This is a genomic window from Dehalococcoidia bacterium, assembly GCA_030648205.1.
Classification (GTDB): domain Bacteria; phylum Chloroflexota; class Dehalococcoidia; order JAUSIH01; family JAUSIH01; genus JAUSIH01.
Map to the genome: position 1 here is coordinate 1 of JAUSIH010000003.1, position 18236 is coordinate 18236.

The window sequence follows — 18236 nt, forward strand, 5'->3', positions numbered from 1 at the left end:
CGTTGCCCCGCTGCTTGGACAGGTTCATCACCCCGATGACCTTCCCCTTGGCCTTCAGCGGCAGGCACAGCGCCGAGCCGGTGTCCCTGGCCGTCATCTCCCGCTGCATGTCCGGCGGGGTGGACGCCCCGCTCTGGATCAGGAGCGGCTCGCCCCGTTCCGCCACCCAGCCGGCAACGGTGTCCTGGACCTTGCGGCGGTTGCCGATGTACTCCTGAGGCAGGCCGTAGGCCGCGCGGATAGTCAGCTCCTTGCCGCCGTCGTCCACCATCATGAGGGAGGCCCGGTCAGCCCTGGTCTCCTGCTGAACGAGCTTGAGGATGAGGGAGAACAGGCTCTCCAGGTCCACCTCCGCCACCAGGGCGCGGGAGACCTCCAGCAGGGGCGTCAGCGCCCGCAGGCGGGATGTCTCCCGGTCGGCGCGCACGCGGGCCAGCGCCTGCTCCACGGAGCGCAGCAGCTTGTCCGGAGCGACGGGCTTCAGCACGAAGCCCTGGACCCCCAGGTCCAGCGCCTCGATGGCGGTATCAATGGTGCCATAGCCGGTGAGGAACAGGCAGGCTACGTGGGGGTCGCGCTTCTTGGCCTGGCGCATCATCTCCAGGCCGTCCATCCCCGGCATGCGGATGTCCGCGACCAGCAGGTCACAGGGCGATGCGGCGAGCTTTTCGAGGGCCTCCGCGCCGGAGGCGGCCCCGTCCACCTGATAGCTCACGGCGCGGAGCACCCGCATCAGGGACTCGCGCACCGGCGCCTCGTCGTCAACAATCAGTATCTTCTCATTCACCAAGAAGCACCACCGACCTTCCTTCACCAGTGGTTCACGCCAGGACGCCGCAGCCCTGTTCACCGACCGCGACAGGCCGCATTATAGCCTGCGCGTCTCTCCCCGCCAAGCTGTACCAACCCACGGCTCAAGGACAATCCACATCTAAAGTCGAAGCAAACCTCAGGAATAGCCCGAAAGTACGCCCCAGTCGGTACTGACGGCCTATAGTATGCGATGGCTGCGTGAGATAGAATCCGCGTCACCGCACCCTGGGAGCGGCCTTATCAGCTAGCAGCCGACTCCACGGCCACCTCGAGTGTAGTACGCGGGCATCGCGAGCATGGATGTGTGCGGTGAGGTGAAAAGAGGGCTATGTTCGTCTCCTCAGGCCAGCCCTACTGGCAACACGGACCAGCGCCGGAGAGCAGGACACGCGTTTTCCTCGCCATAGGGGACATCGCCTACCTGCAGAGCGTCCGCGCCACGTTCGTCCGCAACGTTGACATGGCCGTGGTGGGCGCCGTGAGCACTCTGGCGGGGGCCTCGCACTCCGTCGAAACGACCCATCCGCACGTCGTTGTGGCAAGCATGGACATCACCAGCGCCGAGGAACTTCCGCTGGCGCGCAGCATCAGGCAAAAGGTTCCAAACGTCTCCTTCGTCGCGCTCGTGCCCGAAGACGATGACGCCCACGTGCTCCTCGCCATCAACGCGGGCGCCGCGGCGTGCGTGCGCAAGGACGCGCTGCCGGAGTTCCTGCCCGGCATTGTGCGGAGCGTCCACGCGGGCGAATATCCCATCCAGTACACCCTGCTGGGACGGTCCAGGGTCGCATCCCACGTCCTGCGGCAGGTCCAGCACATGGCCTTCAAGACCGACTCCCCTCAGTCAATGCGTGCGGAGTGCCCGCTTTCGCCCCGCGAGACGGAGGTCCTCACCGTCATATCCAGCGGCAAGTCGAACAAGGAGATCGCCTGCCTGTTGCACATCAGCGAGCAGACAGTCAAGAACCACGTGAACGCCATTCTGAGGAAGATCGAGGCCAATGACCGCACCCACGCCGTGGTGCGGGCCTTGCGCCACGGATGGATCACGCTGAACGGGCAGGAGACCGAACGTACTGCTATTGCCTAGCACACGCGTTGCCCGCGCCGGAGTGGCTACGCTTCTGCTAGTAGCGCATGCGGCCAAGAGCCGCATCCCTGCCCGCCTTTCCTGCCCAAAGCTTTCCCCCGTCTACCGTTCTCGCTGGACTGTGCGCGCCAACTTCTTCCCCGCAGCAAGCAGCCCCAGAAGCAGCGCGGCCGTCCCCCCCGAGAGGGCGAGGCCCCACGTGAAGAACACGGGCCGGTATTCAAAGACATACCAATGCGCGCCGGGCACAGCCTCCGTTGACAGGACCCCCATGTAGTTGTCGGCGGGCGCTTCCGTTCCCTCGTCCACGCGCACGGTCCAGCCGGGGTAGAAGGTCTCCAGGGCCACGATGCGGTCGCCCGCCTGGGCGCCAGCCGTCAGTACCACCCTTCCCGGCGACAGCTCGTTCACGTTGACCTCGCGGACGCTCCGCGGCCCCGCGCCGGCGCCGGACGGGAGAGCGAAGGCATAGGGCAAAGCCATGTCCGTCTTGAGAATATCAAACCCGTTGACGGTCGCAATCACGCGGTAGCCCTCTTGTCCGAAGGCTTGGCCCTGTCCCGCGGGCATGAACAGGTACCTGGCCTGTATTTGCATGGTTCCCGGCGCGCCCGGAGGGCCCGTTGTACCCTGGGGAGCGACTTTCCAGAGGACGGGGGAGTCCTTCAGGAACCATCCGTGGTAGGAGTCCAGCATCTTGATATGGGCGCTCACAAACTCGTATTGAGCAAATGTCCGCCACCGTGGCTCGCCGGGAGCCCGTTCAAGTATCTGCACGTAGTAGACGCTGGAGTCGCTCTGGCGCAGCCATGCAATAGCCTGGCGCACTCCGGACTCCGTGACAGGCTCGGCCGTATAGAGCACATAGCCGTTGGCGACGAGGGCCGTCGCCACGCCCATGCCGAGGACTCCTGCCTTAAGGTAACGCCGCCATCCCGCGGCGCGCCAGAAGAAGCAGCGCGCTCGTGGTCAGGACGAGCGCCCGCACGGGCAGGCGGAACCCGCTGAGCGCGGGAAGCGCCTGCCACAGCCAGTGGAAGGGAGAGTAGACGTAGCCGTTGGCGATGACAAGGAGAGACACGATTCCCAGCGTGGCGAAGGTGATGACCTGACGCCGGGCATCGGGCTGCCGCCACGCCCGGTGCAGAAAGAACAGCCCCACGAACGGCAAGGGCCCCAAAAAGGCGTACCACTCCCACCAGAGTTGTCCGTTGTACCCAAAGAGCTGGGCCAGAAGCGGCTCCACGTAGAGCCTCCGGGGAAACAGCAGGAAGTCCGCCAGGACGCCAAAGACATGCTGTGAACCCACGTAGGGGTCAACAATGCGGAACATGCGCGGGAGAAGCTCCAGAGAGGGCAGCAACCGAACGGCGGCCAGCCCGAGCGCCAGGCTAAGGATTCCTCCGTAAAGACCCACACTTGCCAGGGCTGGATGCGCCTTTCCGGACTTGGACATTCTAAAGGCGGCGTCCGTTACCGCGATGGCAGCACCCGCGATAACGGTGTAGAGAAAGACATAGTAGTCCCCGGAGAATACGGGCATGGCAGTGCTCAGGGCCGCCAGCGCGATCCAGCAGGGGCGTGGGCGCCGAAGCGCCAGCAGGACCAGGGCCATGGAGAAGGGTATCCAGGGGTAGGAGAGCACCTTCTCAAGCTGACCGCCGGAGAACTTGGCGGCCAGATTGCCCGAAAGCATGAAAAGGGCCGCGCTCCAGAGGCAGAGCCACCGTGAGAGGCCCGCCATCCGCCCCAGCAGCCACTGGCCTGCTCCCGCAAGAAATAATGAACAGACGATGGCGAGCTTCAGCCCAGGGATAACGCCGAAGGCTATGACGGGCACAAGAATAACGGGGTAGAGGTAAGAGGCGAGAGGGTCTCCCAAGTAGGGCTGGCCCGTGGTGTAGTAGGGGTTCCAGGTGGGGAACCGAAGCGCCAGGATGCTTTCCCTGACGAATGCGTAGGGAGCGACTACCGAGTCGAGGTCACCACCAAACGGAAGGACGTCGCCCGGACGGAGCAAGATGGGTAGGGCGTAAAGGACCGCCAAGCCTCCCAGCGCCGCCAATTCGTACAGCGGCGAGGCGAAACGGCCCACAACCCCGCGGATGAACACGCCTACTCCTCCCGCAGGACGCGCCCCGTCATCTTCAGGAAGACGTCCTCCAGCGTGGCGGTTCGCCGGACCACGCCACGTACTTGGGATCCCAGCCAGCCCAGCACGACATCCCCGTCCTGGCCAAAGAGGTACAGCGCCTCGCCCGCTTCCTCCGGCGCCATGCCGCGCTCGCGCAGCAAGCCGATGACGCGCGCGCGGTCGGCGGGCTCCGGCCGCACCTCAATCACCTCACGGCCCACGTGCTGAGCCACCATCTCGGCGGGCCTGCCCTCGGCCACGATGCGCCCCTGGTGCATGATAATAAGGCGGTCGCAGAGGACCGCCGCTTCATCCATGTAGTGCGTGGACAGGAGCATCGTCACACCCCTGCCTTTCAGGTAGCGGACCTTGTCCCACACCAGGTGGCGCGCCTGGGGGTCCAGGCCGGTGGTCGGCTCGTCCAGGATGAGAAGCTCAGGGGCGTTCAGCAGCCCCCTGGCCAGGACCAGACGACGCCGCATCCCGCCGGAGAGGTCGGCAATGGGACTCCGCGCCCGGTCCGCGAGATGGAACAGCTCCAGCACCTCCGCCGACCGCTGGCGCGCCAGGGACAAAGGCATGTCGAAGTAACGGGCGTACACCAGGAGGTTTTGCAGCACCGTGAGGTCCGGGTCCAGGTTGTTCTCCTGGGGAACCATGCCCAACCGCGCCTTGATGCCCCGCGGGTCCGCGCGCACGTCTCGACCGAGGACGCGGAGAACGCCCGCGGTCAGGGGGGAAACGCAGGCGATCATGCGCATGGTGCTGGTCTTGCCCGCGCCGTTAGGCCCCAGGAAGCCGAAGCACTCCTGAGGCTGAACGCGGAACGAGATGCCGTCCACCGCGACGCGCTCGTCGTACCGCTTGACCAGCCCTTCAGCTTCCACCACGGGCCGCACAGCATGTCCCCCTTCCAGGCACAAAAAAAGCCGGGGCCACAGACCCCGGCGTGTATCATACTATCCCGGGAGCGCCTACGTCTCCTCCTCCTCGTCCGCGTCCGCCTCAGGCCGCGGAGCGAGAGGCGTCTCCCCTTCCCCTTCATCTTCGCCCAGCGCGTCCTTGCCCTCCAGCACCTCTTTCACCTTCTTGCCCGCGACCCATTCCCCTTCTCCACCCGCCTCGCCGTCGCTGGCGGCAGCCTCGTCTTCCTCTTCCGCCAGATCGTAGCGCATCAAGCTGCCCCGGACATAAGGACGAAAGTCCGCTATTTCCTTGGCGGGGAATGAAATACGCCCGCGCTGGCTGGGGTGCTGGAACACCTCGCGAATGATAACCCGCACATCCCGCGCGTTGTTGCTGGTGATGGCCGCGGTGTACTTGTTCCCGCCTTCCATCAGCTTGACCAGGCGCGCCGCCAGCTTCGGCTCCAACCGACCCGCGTACTCGCCCGCCAGGCTCTCCACCACCAGCGCGTTGCCCCGCACTTTGAGCGAGACCGGGTCTCCCGCCGAGAGCTTCGCCAGCTTCTCGCTCGACGCCAGATTGACCAGCGTGGTGGTCCCCGCCTTGCCCGTGGCCTCAATGAACTGGTCGGGCCGCACCGGCTTGGGTTCCTCTCGAACGCGGGCCTTGCCGTCGCGAAGCAGGGTCAGACGCTCCAGGTTGCGCTTGGCGATGGTGTTGTGCGGCGCCACCCCCAGGGCCTTCTTGAACGCGTCCCGCGCCTCCGCGTACTGTCCCAGCTCCGTCAGAGCCTTCCCCAGCCGGTTCATGGCCTCCACGTCAGTAGGGAAGACCTCCAGAATATTCCGGTTGACGTGGACAGCCTGATCCCAGCGGTTCTGCATCGCCAGGGTGATGGCCTCTTTACTGAGCTCGCGGCGCAGGCGAGCCTTTTCCTCTGTCTGATACAACGTCATTTACCGTGTCCCCGATGGGTGCCCTTGAGCACCTCTGCCTCATATAAATAACGGCTCTGGCGACGTTTTGCAAGGGGCTGCTGCCATCAATTTTGGACGAACTTTAAGATTGTCTCCTTGCAGCCCCCGCGTGGACGCGGAGCGAAGCCTGCAGCGTGACGCTTTTCACGTAATGTTTTCGTCGGCCTAGCCGACGGCGCCACCCTCATCAACCTCCGCCACGGAGCGAATCATCCGGCGTCCAGCCGACCCATTCCACGTCCCTCGCGGCGGCTTTGTTGCACAAGTGCCTCCTGTTGCAGATGTCCGGCGGCTGTTGCAAAAGTCTATTGCGCGTCATTTTGCTACTGCTTCCTAGTTCGCTTCGAGCTGTGCTTTCTTACTCTTGCCATCAGAGCCTTGGTTGCTCCAATCTCTGAGCGCGCAATTTGTCTGGCATCCTTGGCGGCACGCCAGACACTCTTGACTGGGTCCCATTCAATCACCTCAGAAACTTTAAGGTCACCAGCCATGAACCGTTTCCCTAGCTCTGTGAGCCGTCTATGCTTTGAATCTCCTGCGTTCTCAACAAGATTCCACCCCCAACTCAGCTTACGGTGATTGCCGTAGGCGCTCTGTCCACAATTCTCCCTAATGTCCGTAATGGTCACGGTGCGCGGGTTCCCATTATTCCAGAGCAAATCGAGTGTCTGCCCGTGGTGCGGCATCAGAGTTTCAATTCGCGGTTGGAATGCCACATTCCGAACTAGCGGAAACGACGGCAAGTCATCACCAAACCATGACTTTGGAAGAGGGAATCCTTCCCGCGTGAGTCTGGCCTGAACCGATTGCGATAAGTCTTTCACCTCCAAGAACTTTTGCCGCCGGTGTGCCTTATCGGCAAGACCAGCCTGTCCTGCATCGAAGAGTGCTTTGGTGAAAGCGCCGCCTTTGGGTGTGTCCTCGGCTGGCCCTTGTGCATGACACGCGCATAGCAGAGCGTAGGAACGACCGGAAGCGAGGCGCACCTTTTCGTGCATTGCGCTAACTAGACTGAGCAGATCATTCGCGCCAGCCGTTCCACTGAAACATGCGTCGAGGATAAAGACCGGATGAACCTGAGCACCAGCCAAGGTCTGAACAATATCATCGAACCTGAGGACGGTAAGCGGTACATAGGTGCCATCTGGTCGAATCATGGTGTCTTTAAAGCAGAACACAAATTGATCCCCAAGCACCGCGCCATGACCAGAGAAATAGAAAATAAGAATGTCGCCCGTGGCTGAGCGAGTGTCTTGATAATTTACAAGTACGGCTCTTAATTTCTCAGCGGTGGGGTTTTCCAGGACTTCTACCTCTTTGCTCGCATGCACGCCCACATTTGATTCGGTGGAGTCGAAGAATCGCTTCATCATCACGACATCTTTCGCAGGGCCACTAAGACCTTGGAGTGCTTTATTTTCGTAGTCCCAAACAGCCGCAATGATCACGTGCACGTTTGGTGCTGGTATCTCAGCGGAGGCGTCCACTGGTTCATCAGTTGTGTTTGGCATCACGATAACCTCCGGCTTGAATTTTTCGAGACGACGCTTCATTACTTCAAAAGCTTCGGGATTGTTGTCCACGAGGATAAATTTCCGACCTAGCTTGGCGCATGCCTCTCCCACGGTTCCACTTCCAGCGAAGAAGTCGAGCACCGTGTCGCCAGGATTACTATGCAACCGGACGATTCGTTCGATAATCCCTAGCGGCTTCTGCGTAGGATAACCCGTCTTTTCTCGACCAGTCGGGCTGACGATTGTGTGCCACCATGTATCGCTAGGTGTCTTACCACGTTCGGCTTTCTCGGCCCCGACAAGTTCTGGTGCCATGTAAGGGATACGATCGATGTCAGTGAAGTTGAACGTGTAAATTTTGGGGTTCTTCGCGTACCACAAGATGTTGTCGTGTTTCGGCGACCATCGGCTTTTTGACCGGGCACCGTAATCGTATGCCCAGATGATCTCATTGATGAAGCTGGGACGCCCGAAAATCTGATCTAGGTAAAGCTTGCAATAATGAACCTCACGATAGTCAATATGCAGGAATAACGAACCATCTGATTTGAGTACTCGGTAGGCTTCCTCAAGGCGTGGCATGATGAACGCCTCGAAGTCTTCAAAAATGTCCTCAAATGCCATCTTTCCAACGGTCTCACTCCGATAGCCACGGCCCTTGAACCCAATTCGATCTGGTGCATTATCGTCATGCACCGTCTTGATCTGTTTCCGACACTGAATGCGCCCAGTGTTGAACGGCGGATCGATGTAAATGAGGTCAATCGTCCCGCTCTGGAGCGTCTTAAGAAATGGTAGATTGTCGCCGAATATAATTTGTCCGGGCAAGGCTGACGGTAGTACCCTCGCGGCTTCTTCGCTCATGTCATGCTCCCTACATGCTCGATTGGCACATTAGGATTGCTTTCGGCGGAACTTGTACGGCCTATCCCAATTTGGACTCTTGCACTTCGGGCAAACCCGTGGTCGCTCACCCACCCATCGCGGGAACCACTGGTGTCCGCAACGGCATTGGTACGGCTTCGGATTCGTAGCGCGGATTGGTTCGGTTGCCATGATGACCCCCAAGACTATTTACTTGGAGTTTATACGTGGGGTATTGACAAGTCAATAGGTAATAGTGTATATTCCAAGTAGATAAATCAAAAAAAAGGGGGGGGTATTTGACTTTGATGGCGGTCCGACTCTGCGTCTTGCCCGTGTTGAAGGGCGGGTCAATGTAGATTAGATTGACCGAGGCGTCAGGGAGCGTCTTCAGGATGGGCAGGTTGTCCCCGTAGTAGACCCTGTTTTTCACCGCCTGTCTCCTTGACCCCTGCGACGGTCTAGCCACGCGGCCCGCCCCCTCGCGGCACGACGCAGACGAGGACGTCCGGCCCGCACCCGGCGCACTCGAACTGGATTGTGGCGTGCTCGATATGGAAGCGGCGCCGCAGCATCTCAAGGATGTCCGTCCGGACCCGCACCACGTGGCTGATGGGGCAGTCGTCCACCAGGACGTGGGCGCTGAGAGCGCTCATCCCGGGCGCGATGCTCCAGACGTGCAGGTCGTGGACGTCCCGCACCTCCGCCACGCTCCGTATAACCGCGCGTATCTCCTGCGTGTCCAGGTGCGCGGGCGCCGCCTCCAGGAACACCGGCAGGCTCTCCCGCAGGATGCTCCACGCGCCGATGATAATAAGCACGCCCACCAGGATGCTGAGCAGCGGGTCAATCACGTAGAACCCGCTGATTGAGATGACGATGCCTCCGACCACCACGGCCACGGACGCCAGGGCGTCCCCCACCACGTTCAGGAAGGCGCTGCGGATGGTCAGGTTCCGGCCCTGGTAGGGCCGCAGGATGACCATCACCGCCACATTGGCCGCCAGGCCGACCAGGGCGACGGCCAGCATGATTTGCCCCTGGACCTGCGGAGGCGACTGGAGTCGGAGATAGGCGTGGTAAAAGATATAGACGGAGACCCCGATCAGCAGCAGGGCGTTGACCACGGCGACAAGCAGGCTGACGCGGTGGTAGCCATAGGTCATGCGCGGCGTGGGGTCTCGCCGCTCCTGGGCCAGGCCAAACCATGTCAACCCCAGGGCGATCAGGTCGGTCAGGACGTGGCCTGCGTCACTCAACAGGGCCAGGCTGTTGGACGCTATCCCGCCTACCACCTCAACAACCAGGATAACCGCCGTCAGCGCCATCGCCAGGCGCATCCTCCCGGCGGGAGGCGCGGCGCTCAGCGGCTCCAGGGCAGGGTGGGAAATGTCGGAAAAGGGGGCGGGTCTGCGCGACATGGCGCGGTGACTAGGGCTTCCCCGGGGCGGCGAGGCGCTTGTGCTCTTTCTGCATGCACCGGTCCATGACCACATCCAGGCCCGCCCGGCGCGCCGTGGCCGCCGCCTGCTGGTTGACGATGCCCTCCTGCATCCACACGACTCTCGCCTTCACCATAACGGCCTCGTCCACAATCGGGGGCACGTCCTCGGAACGGCGGAAGATGTCCACCACGTCCACGGGCACGGGAACATCAGCGAGACTGGGATAGCTCTTTTCCCCCAGGACCTCTGTCGCCTGCGGGTTCACCGGGATGATGCGGTAGCCATGTTCCTGCAGATAGCGGGCCACTTCGTAACTGGGCCGGTCAGGGCGCGGCGAAAGCCCCACAACAGCCACGGTCTTGCTTGACTTCAGGATTTCCTCGATAGTCCGCATGGCGTCCCCCTCGCGCTTTTCTTGCATTCATTGTAGCCCAATAGCGCACGGCGCGGCAGGAAAACGTCCTTGGCACCTATCCGGACTCCTGGTGTCACCCCGAGCGAAGAGAGGGGTCTTCTTCGCACAGTCACAGGATCGGGGGAGATTCCTCGCTCCGCTCGGAATGACAGGTACCCTTTGCCGCTCATGCGACGAGTTATCGGATAGGCTCTTAGACGTCGCGCTCCTGGCGAGACGACGACTCCCGCTTGCCGCCCGACGTGGCCGCCGGCCTGCCGTACGCGCCACGCCATGCGCTCCAGCGCACTCGCAGAACGTCGCGCGCCATGCCCAGGGCGTGGCGCAGCGGACTGACCTTGCTCTCCGCCCGGTACCGCCACTCGATGGGCACCTCCACGACCCGCAAGCCCGCGCGCCGCGCCAGGAATAGCACCTCCACGTCAAAGGCGAATCCCGGGAGGCGCTGCAGCGGAAAGAGGGACTGCGCGGCCTCCGCCCGGAAGCACTTGAAGCCACACTGCGTGTCCTGAATGCCCGGGACCGCCGCCATCCGCACAAAGAGGTTGAAAACGCGCCCCGCCAGGTGCCGCGACAGCGGTTCGCCGATGCGCCGGGCGCCGGACGCCTCCCGCGAGCCGATGGCGATGTCGTAGTCCGTCAGGCGCGGCGGCAGGAACTTGCCCAGCTCTTGGATGGGCATGGACAGGTCGGCGTCGCAGAGGAAGCGGTGCTCACCCGTGGCGGCCAGCATGCCCGTCTTGACCGCGTGCCCCTTCCCCCTGTGGGGCGCCCGCAGCAGCCTGACATGGGGATGCTCCCGGGCGCACTGCTCCACCACGCCCGCCGTCCCGTCGAGGCTGCCGTCGTCCACCACCAGCGTCTCGCTGGAGTAGGGCTGGCGCTCCAGATACTGCGCCACGTCGAGGAGCGTCGCTCCGATGCGGCGCTCCTCGTTGTAGGCAGGGATGACCACGCTCAGGAACATGGCCTAGCGCCGGAGGGGCCGGCGACGCAGCCTTTCCGCACGAGCGCATAGCGAAACTTGACAGACCCTAGCGAAATGTGCTATGATGTAAGTGTCCCTTCAAAAAACGAGGGGACGAACGGTCGAGTAAGCGAAGCCTCTGGCATAGCCGAAAGGCCTTTTTTGTTGCCTCGGAAACACATCGCTACTCGGTCGTTTCGGTCTCCGGCTGCTCCTCTGGCCGCAGTATGCCTATGTACGGCAGGTTCCGGTACTCCTCGCGGTAGTCCAACCCGTACCCCACCACGAACTCATCGGGAATATCAACGCCCACGTACTTCACGGACACGTCCACCAGCCGCCGTATCTTCTTGTCCAGCAACGAGCATATCTCGAGGCTGGCGGGCTTCTGCTTCAGCAGATGGCCGCGAATGAAGTTCAGCGTCATCCCCGTGTCAATGATGTCTTCCACCAGAAGCACATGCTTGCCGTTGATGCTCTTGTCCAGCTCTTTGGTCACGCGGATGCCGCCGGGAGCGCCTGCCCCGTAATACGAGATAGCCAGGAACTCCACCGACACCGGGATGGTGATGTGCCGGAGCAGGTCGGCCATGAAACACAGCACGCCCTTCAGCACGCCCACCAGCACTATTCGCCGCCCCACGTAGTCCAGCGAAATCCGCCTGCCCAGCTCCGCGACCCGCTTCTGTATCTCCTCCGCTGACAGGAGCACGCGCTCCACTCCCTCCACAGGCGCTTTCCCCAGCGGCCCGTAGCCGTACTTGGCCAGAAGCCGATGGTAGTCCCGCTTGTAGAGCAGCTTGATGCTGACGTCCGGGTACAGCTCCTTCAGCCGCCGGATCTTGCGGTTCTTCTCCGTGACCAGGCTCTGCTTCAGCGTGGTGAGCTCCACGTAGAGGTCAAGGTCAACGAGATAGAAGTCCGGCGTCTGCATCTCGGTGACGCGCTCGCCTTCCCAGTGCAGAGGGAACGAGCGCGGCTCGTACTCCCACCGGATGCCGTAGTAGTCCATCAGCTTTGCGAACTCCGCCTCGCTGGGATGGGCGAAGGTCTTCCGGAGCGGCGCGGCGATGGGCGTGGGGTGCTGGGGGTGCTGCTCGCTGGACCGGTGCTCCGCAGACGGCTGCGACGCCGCTGGCGCCAGGGGCGTCGCCCCGGCCTCGCCGGGCCGCCTCCTGCCCCGTCCTCCACGCGTGTGCCGCCGCCTGAGTACGGGCAACTCGCCGGAGGCAGGCGCAGCAGCCGGCGCAGGTTCCTGCGGCGCGCCCGCAACGGGCGGAGCGAGCGCTCCCACAGATGGAGCTGCTCCCGTCGGCGCCATGCCCTCAGCGGCGGGCTTCTTGCGCGCGCCCCCACGGCGGCGTCGGCGTCGCCTCACGGGCGTCTTCCCCGACGGCGTGGCGCCCGGTCCCGCCGCTGACGTCACGGGCGGCTGCCCCTCGGGGCCTGCCGATGCCGCGGGCGGCGGCGCCGCCGCCTCTCGCGGCTGGGCAGGCTGTCGGCCTTCCCCCGGACCCTGAATATCCTGAGATGATGACTCAGCCTGGCGCTCAGTCTCTTCTTGCATCTTCCCTTTAGCCTTCCCTTGTTTCCAGAAAAATAACCGGACCAAGCATCCACCCCCTGTCGGGCCCGCGTCCTAGTCCGTGCGCGTCCCCTCGTCCATGCGAAAGATCATAAAGGTGCCTCCGCCCTTCGCCACCGGCGTGCCGTCCTCATCCCGCACCATCACATCCACGAATCCGAGGGTCGCGCCCCTGCGCGTCACGTGTCCCTCCGCCACGACCTGCTTGCCCTTTGCCCCCGCCATGAAGTCCACCGACAGGCCGATAGTGGCCGTGCGCTGGCCGGGAAGCACGGTGGAGCGCACCGCCATTGACGCCGCCACGTCTATCAACGAGCAGATGCCACCTCCGTGGATAATGCCGAAGCGGTTGCCAAAATACGGAGCGATGGTGGACATGATAACCTTTGCATACCCCTCCGCGACATCCGTGATACGAATGCCTAGGTGGCGCGCGTAGGGCGCGTCGTTCATCAGCAGCATCTCCCGCTCCGCCCAGTCCGGTCGATATCCGTTCATCCGGCCGCTACTCCCCCATGACCTGGACGACCAGCTCGCGCGAGCGGGGGCGCGTATCGAAGTCCAGGAGCACGATGCGCTGCCATCTGCCCAGGGCCAGCTTGCCGTCCACGAAGGGGACCACCAAGGACGGCCCCTGCAGGGCGGCGCGCAGGTGCGCGTGACCGTTGTCGTCGTGGACGTTGTGTTTGTAGGGCGTATCACCGGGGACAAGGCGTTCCCACAGCGCGCGGGTGTCCAGCAGCAGCCCCGGCTCGTGCTCGATAACCGTGACCGCCGCCGTGGTGTGCTGCACGAAGACCGTCGCCGTGCCCGCCTTCAGCCCCGCCGCCTGTACCTCTCGCTGCACGTCGGGGGTTATGTCTATTATATCGCTTGCGCCCTTGGTCTGTACGTTCAGACGCCGTGTGACGACCATGCATCACTCCATTTGATACAGGGACAGGCCTTGTCCCCCCTGAGCAGCAGGCTCTTATCCCCTGCCCGCCATCCACGGGTCGCGGTCAAACACCAGCTCCCCCAGATCAAAGCGCGGGCCTGTGGTGCAAACCCGCTTGTAGCCCCCCACGGTCTCCACGGGGCAGCCCCAGCAGACGCCCATGCCGCAGCCCATGTGGGACTCCAGGAGCGCCTGGACGGGTGCGCGCACCGGGTGCTCCCTGGTCAGCCGAGCCAGCGTGCGGAACATGCCGATTGGCCCGCACGCCAGGACGAGGTCGGCCCAGCCCGCGTACTCGTGGACCAGGTCGGTCACGAAGCCCTTGTGCCCCCGCGAGCCGTCGTCCGTCGCCAGGACGAGCTGCACACCCCGAGGCAGCTCCTCCGGCGCGTAGATGTGACGCGCGGACGCGGCGCCATACAGGATGACCATTTCGGCCCCTTGAGTCGCCATCTCGTCCGCGAGGGAGACGAACGGCGCGACGCCGATGCCCCCCGCGACGCACAGCAGGCGCCTGGCGTCGCGCGGCACAAGGAAGCCGTTGCCCAGCGGGCCGACTATGTCCAGCGGCTCGCCGGGTGCGCGCCGGGCCAGCCAGGCCGTGCCGCGCCCGACCACATTGTAGAGGAAAGACACGGACGTGGCGGACAGGCTGTCCCTGTGCTTCATATCCCGCCCAAAACGGCAGAATGTCATGGGCCGGCGCAGAATCGGGTCCCAATCGCCGGGGCCCGCGGCGCACCGGAGCATGGCGAACTGGCCCACCCGCGCCCGCTCCGCCACGCCGGGGGCGTCCACCCACATGAGGCGCAGGTTCTCCGCCACCTGCTGATTGGAGATGACGGCGCCGACTACATTTTGCTTGGGCGGCAGCCCTTCGGTCATGGCCTGCTACGTCCTGTTGCCCTCTTCCAGGTACTCCATGTGCCGCTTCACATTATAGCTGGCCGCGCCCTGGAGCAGCGCCTCCGCGGCGGCCCGCGCCGTGTCCAGCGAGGTGAAGCACGGGATACGGCGCTCCACCGCCGCTCGGCGGATGTCGAAGCCGTCCCGCAGAGCCGTCCGGCCCGCGACTCCCGACACCGTGTTGATGACCGCGTTGACCGTCCCGTCCACGACCACGTCCACCACGTTGGGGTGGCCCTCTCTGAGCTTCTTCGTAATCATGGTGACCGGCAGGCCCATGGCCGTGATCATGGCGGCGGTCCCCTCCGTGGCGTAGAGCCGGTAGCCGACCTCGTGCAGCATCTTGATGATAGGGCCTGCCTCCGGCTTGTCCCTGTCCGCGATGCTCAGCAGAATGGCGCCCCTGGGCGGCAGGAGCAGCCCCGCGGCCAGCAGAGCCTTGGCCAGCGCCGGCGGGAAGGTGTTGTCAATGCCCATCACCTCGCCGGTGGACTTCATCTCCGGGCCCAAGTACGTGTCCACGCCGCGCAGCTTGGACATGCTGAAGACGGGCGCCTTGACGCCGACGATTTTCGGCCCTTTCCACAGCCCGGTCACGTAGCCCTGCTCCGCCAGGCTCGCGCCCAGCATCACTTTGGTGGCGACCCGCACCATGGGAACGCCCGTCACCTTGGACAGGAACGGGACCGTGCGGCTTGCGCGGGGATTGACCTCCAGCACGTAGATCTGGGGCTTCCCGTTGTTGCTTGAGCGCATGGCGACGAACTGGATGTTCATCAGCCCCTTCACCTTCAGGCCCAGGGCGATGCGCACAGTATAGTCCACCAGCGTGCGCACCTCGTCGCCGGTGAGGGTCAGGCCGGGGTACACCGCCATGGAGTCGCCGCTGTGGACGCCCGCCCGCTCAATGTGCTCCATCACGCCGGGAATCAGCACCGTCTCCCCGTCCGCTATGGCGTCCACCTCGCACTCGCGGCCCTCCATGTACTTGTCAATGAGGATGTTCTTGCCGCTGCCCACGTCCACCGCCGCGGACATGTAGTGCAGAAGCTCAGAGGCGTTGTGGACGATCTCCATGGCGCGTCCGCCCAGCACGTAGCTGGGACGCACCAGCACCGGGTAGCCGATGAGCTGGGCCACCTTCAGCGATTCCTCCGCGTTGTTGACCGTCCCGCCCGGCGGCTGGGGGATGCCCAGCCCGTCCAAGAACTCGTCGAAGCGCTGGCGGTCGGAGGCGATGTCAATGGCGTCCGCCGTGGAGCCCAGGATGGGCATGCCCGCCCGCGCCAGCGACTGGCTCAGGTTGATGGCCGTCTGCCCGCCGAACTGGACCACCGAGGGCGTGTGTCCGTTCTCCGCCCCCTCGCCAGCCTCGTTGTCCAGCAGGTCGCGGATGCTCTCCTCGTCCAGCGGCTCGAAGTAGAGGCGGTCGCTGGTGTCGAAGTCGGTGGAGACCGTCTCCGGGTTTGAGTTGACCATGATGCTCTTGACGCCGCTGGCCTGCAGCGCCCAGGCGGCGTGGACGGAGCAGTAGTCGAACTCGATGCCCTGCGCGATGCGGATAGGTCCGGAGCCGATGACAACGGCCTTCTTGCCCGGCAGCGGCAGCGCTTCGTTCTCCTGCTCATAGGCGCTGTAGAAGTACGGCGTGGCCGCCGCGAACTCCGCGGCGCAGGTGTCCACCATTTTGTACACGGGCCGGATGTTCCACTGGCGGCGCAGCGCGCGCACCTGCTCCGGCAGGCGGTCGGCCAGCGTGGCGATGACGTCGTCCGAGAAGCCCTTGCGCTTGGCCGCCCGCAGCAGGTCGGCGTCCAGCGGGCCGGAGAGGAGCCGCCGCTCCATGGCGACGATGTTCGCCATCTTGCGGATGAACCACGGGTCAATGCCCGTGCGCCGGGAGAGGTCGTCCGGAGTCGCGCCGCGCCGCAGGCCCGACAGGAGCGCCCACAGGCGCATGTCGTTGGGGTGCAGAGGCAGCCGCTCCGTGTTCCCGTTGCGCCAGGCCGGGTCTTCCCACAGGAGCGTGCGCTTGCCCAGCTCCAGGGATCGGATGGCCTTCTGCAACGCCGCCTCAAAGGTGCGGTCAATGGCCATGACCTCGCCGGTGGCCTTCATCTGCGTGCCGGTCCTGCGGTCGCCGGACGGGAACTTGTCGAAGGGCCAGCGCGGGATTTTGACGACGCAGTAGTCCAGGGCCGGCTCGAAGGCGGCGCAGGTCTTCTTCGTCACCGCGTTCGGTATCTCGTCCAGGCGCCTGCCGACGGCGATCTTGGCCGCGACGCGCGCGATGGGATAGCCCGTCGCCTTGCTCGCCAGAGCGGAGCTGCGGCTGACGCGCGGGTTCACCTCGATGACGTAGTAGTCGGTGGGCGTCTTCGCCTTGAATGTGCCAGGCTCGCGGGCGACGACGGGGTGCGGCGCCAGCGCGAACTGGACGTTGCACCCGCCCTCGATCTTCAGCGCGCGGATGATCTTCAGGGACGCGGTGCGGAGCATCTGGTATTCCTTGTCGGAGAGCGTCTGGCTGGGCGCGACGACAATGCTGTCGCCGGTGTGTACGCCCATGGGGTCAATGTTCTCCATGTTGCAGATGGTGATGCAGTTGTCCGCGCCGTCGCGCATCACCTCGTACTCCAGCTCCTTCCACCCGGTCAGGCACTGCTCGACAAGCACCTGATGGATGGGGCTGGCGGATATGCCCGCGCCCGCTATCTCGTCCAGCTCCGCCGCGTCTTGCGCGATGCCTCCGCCGGTGCCGCCGAGGGTGAACGCGGGCCGGATGACCACGGGGAAGCCGATGCTCCCGGCCACGCGCCGCGCATCCTCCAGGGTGGTGACCGTCTCGCTCTCCGGCACAGGCTCGCCAATCTCCTGGAGCATCTTCTTGAATAGCTCCCTGTCCTCCGCCTTCTTGATGGTCTCCAGCGACGTGCCCAGGAGGCGCACGTTGTACTTGTCCAGGATGCCCGCCTCGGCCAGCTCCACCGCGAGGTTCAGGCCCGTCTGCCCGCCCAGCGTGGGCAGCAGCCCGTCCGGGCGCTCCCGTGCGATGATGCGTTCCAGTACCCCCACCGTGAGCGGCTCGATATAGACGATGTCCGCGATCTCCTCGTCGGTCATGATGGTGGCCGGGTTGGAGTTGACGAGGACGACCTGCACGCCCTCCTCGCGGAGGGAGCGGCAGGCCTGCGTGCCGGCGTAGTCGAACTCCGCGGCCTGGCCGATGATGATAGGCCCGGAGCCGATGACCATGACCTTCTTGGGCTTGGCGTCTGGCATGGGTCTCCCTAGTGTAGTGCCCCCGACGTTTGCCGCAATGTCATTGCGAGGCCCGACGAAGGAGGGCCGTGGCAATCTGGCGGTGGGGGCCACCCTTCTTCCAGATTGCTTCGTCGTCCTTCCGCGGAAGAACTCCTCGCAACGACGCTTTCATACACGTATTTCAGTTACAGGATGCTAGGCCCTACTCGCTTACGTTGTTACCGTCCCGTCCGGCTGCCGTGGGACGGCCCCATCACCCACCGCCATCTCTTAATCGCGCCTCTGCTTTCCTATGCTCGCTCGCCCTTCGACCAGCTCAGGGTGAGTGGGTCGCTCTACGGTGTCACCCCTCGCGTTGCTCGGGGTCTCCTGCCGCAGCAGCCGGGGAGATTCCTCGCTGCGCTCGGAATGACGGGCTT

15 protein-coding genes and 2 pseudogenes are annotated in these 18236 nt (G+C 64.1%); 1 reads left to right on the forward strand and 16 read right to left on the reverse strand.

Going from position 1 to position 18236, the window contains the following annotated elements; genetic code table 11:
- Positions 1-787 (reverse strand): response regulator (locus tag Q7T26_00345; protein ID MDO8530611.1); only part of this gene is annotated, 787 nt, incomplete at its 3' end.
- 354 nt (positions 788-1141) lie between these two features.
- On the opposite strand from Q7T26_00345, the gene Q7T26_00350 reads away from it, so the two are divergent.
- Positions 1142-1903: a response regulator transcription factor gene (locus Q7T26_00350; GenBank protein ID MDO8530612.1), complete on the forward strand. Its 762-nt coding sequence runs from the start codon at positions 1142-1144 to the stop codon at positions 1901-1903.
- A gap of 102 nt (positions 1904-2005) precedes the next feature.
- On the opposite strand, the gene Q7T26_00355 is transcribed toward Q7T26_00350, so the two are convergent.
- The 15 genes and pseudogenes from Q7T26_00355 to carB all read right to left on the reverse strand — a co-directional run bounded on the left by Q7T26_00355 (position 2006) and on the right by carB (position 17835).
- Positions 2006-2803, reverse strand: a complete 798-nt coding sequence (locus Q7T26_00355) for a hypothetical protein (GenBank protein MDO8530613.1) — start codon at positions 2801-2803, stop codon at positions 2006-2008.
- 16 nt (positions 2804-2819) lie between these two features.
- A complete protein-coding gene (locus Q7T26_00360; protein ID MDO8530614.1) occupies positions 2820-4016 on the reverse strand; it encodes a hypothetical protein in 1197 nt (398 codons plus the stop codon).
- Between the two features lie 2 nt (positions 4017-4018).
- Complete coding sequence (locus Q7T26_00365; protein ID MDO8530615.1) at positions 4019-4936, reverse strand: ABC transporter ATP-binding protein; 918 nt, start codon at positions 4934-4936, stop codon at positions 4019-4021.
- A 75-nt stretch (positions 4937-5011) separates the two neighbouring features.
- On the reverse strand, positions 5012-5899 hold the full coding sequence (locus Q7T26_00370; protein MDO8530616.1) for a tetratricopeptide repeat protein: 888 nt from the start codon (positions 5897-5899) through the stop codon (positions 5012-5014).
- 344 nt (positions 5900-6243) lie between these two features.
- Positions 6244-7431 carry a caspase family protein gene (locus tag Q7T26_00375; protein MDO8530617.1) on the reverse strand — a complete coding sequence of 396 codons (1188 nt, stop codon included), beginning with the start codon at positions 7429-7431 and terminating at the stop codon, positions 6244-6246.
- Positions 7423-8298: pseudogene (locus Q7T26_00380) on the reverse strand (site-specific DNA-methyltransferase). Before Q7T26_00380 ends, Q7T26_00375 begins: the two are co-directional and overlap by 9 nt.
- A gap of 304 nt (positions 8299-8602) precedes the next feature.
- Positions 8603-8731, reverse strand: a pseudogene (locus Q7T26_00385) (site-specific DNA-methyltransferase).
- 28 nt (positions 8732-8759) lie between these two features.
- Positions 8760-9638, reverse strand: coding sequence for a cation diffusion facilitator family transporter (locus Q7T26_00390; GenBank protein MDO8530618.1), 879 nt, complete (start codon positions 9636-9638; stop codon positions 8760-8762).
- Positions 9639-9729: 91 nt separating this feature from the next.
- Complete coding sequence (locus Q7T26_00395; GenBank protein ID MDO8530619.1) at positions 9730-10137, reverse strand: CoA-binding protein; 408 nt, start codon at positions 10135-10137, stop codon at positions 9730-9732.
- 214 nt (positions 10138-10351) lie between these two features.
- The gene (locus Q7T26_00400) at positions 10352-11125 is read right to left on the reverse strand and encodes a glycosyltransferase family 2 protein (protein ID MDO8530620.1); all 774 of its coding nucleotides are present in this window, start codon (positions 11123-11125) and stop codon (positions 10352-10354) included.
- 184 nt (positions 11126-11309) lie between these two features.
- Positions 11310-12692: a hypoxanthine phosphoribosyltransferase gene (gene hpt, locus Q7T26_00405; GenBank protein MDO8530621.1), complete on the reverse strand. Its 1383-nt coding sequence runs from the start codon at positions 12690-12692 to the stop codon at positions 11310-11312.
- A 72-nt stretch (positions 12693-12764) separates the two neighbouring features.
- A complete protein-coding gene (locus Q7T26_00410) occupies positions 12765-13208 on the reverse strand; it encodes a PaaI family thioesterase (GenBank protein MDO8530622.1) in 444 nt (147 codons plus the stop codon).
- Positions 13209-13215: 7 nt separating this feature from the next.
- Positions 13216-13626 carry a secondary thiamine-phosphate synthase enzyme YjbQ gene (locus Q7T26_00415; protein ID MDO8530623.1) on the reverse strand — a complete coding sequence of 137 codons (411 nt, stop codon included), beginning with the start codon at positions 13624-13626 and terminating at the stop codon, positions 13216-13218.
- 54 nt (positions 13627-13680) lie between these two features.
- Positions 13681-14532: a dihydroorotate dehydrogenase electron transfer subunit gene (locus tag Q7T26_00420; protein MDO8530624.1), complete on the reverse strand. Its 852-nt coding sequence runs from the start codon at positions 14530-14532 to the stop codon at positions 13681-13683.
- A 6-nt stretch (positions 14533-14538) separates the two neighbouring features.
- Positions 14539-17835 (reverse strand): carbamoyl-phosphate synthase large subunit, encoded by a 3297-nt coding sequence (gene carB, locus Q7T26_00425; protein MDO8530625.1) that lies wholly within the window; start codon positions 17833-17835, stop codon positions 14539-14541.
- Between the last annotated feature and the right edge of the window lie 401 nt (positions 17836-18236).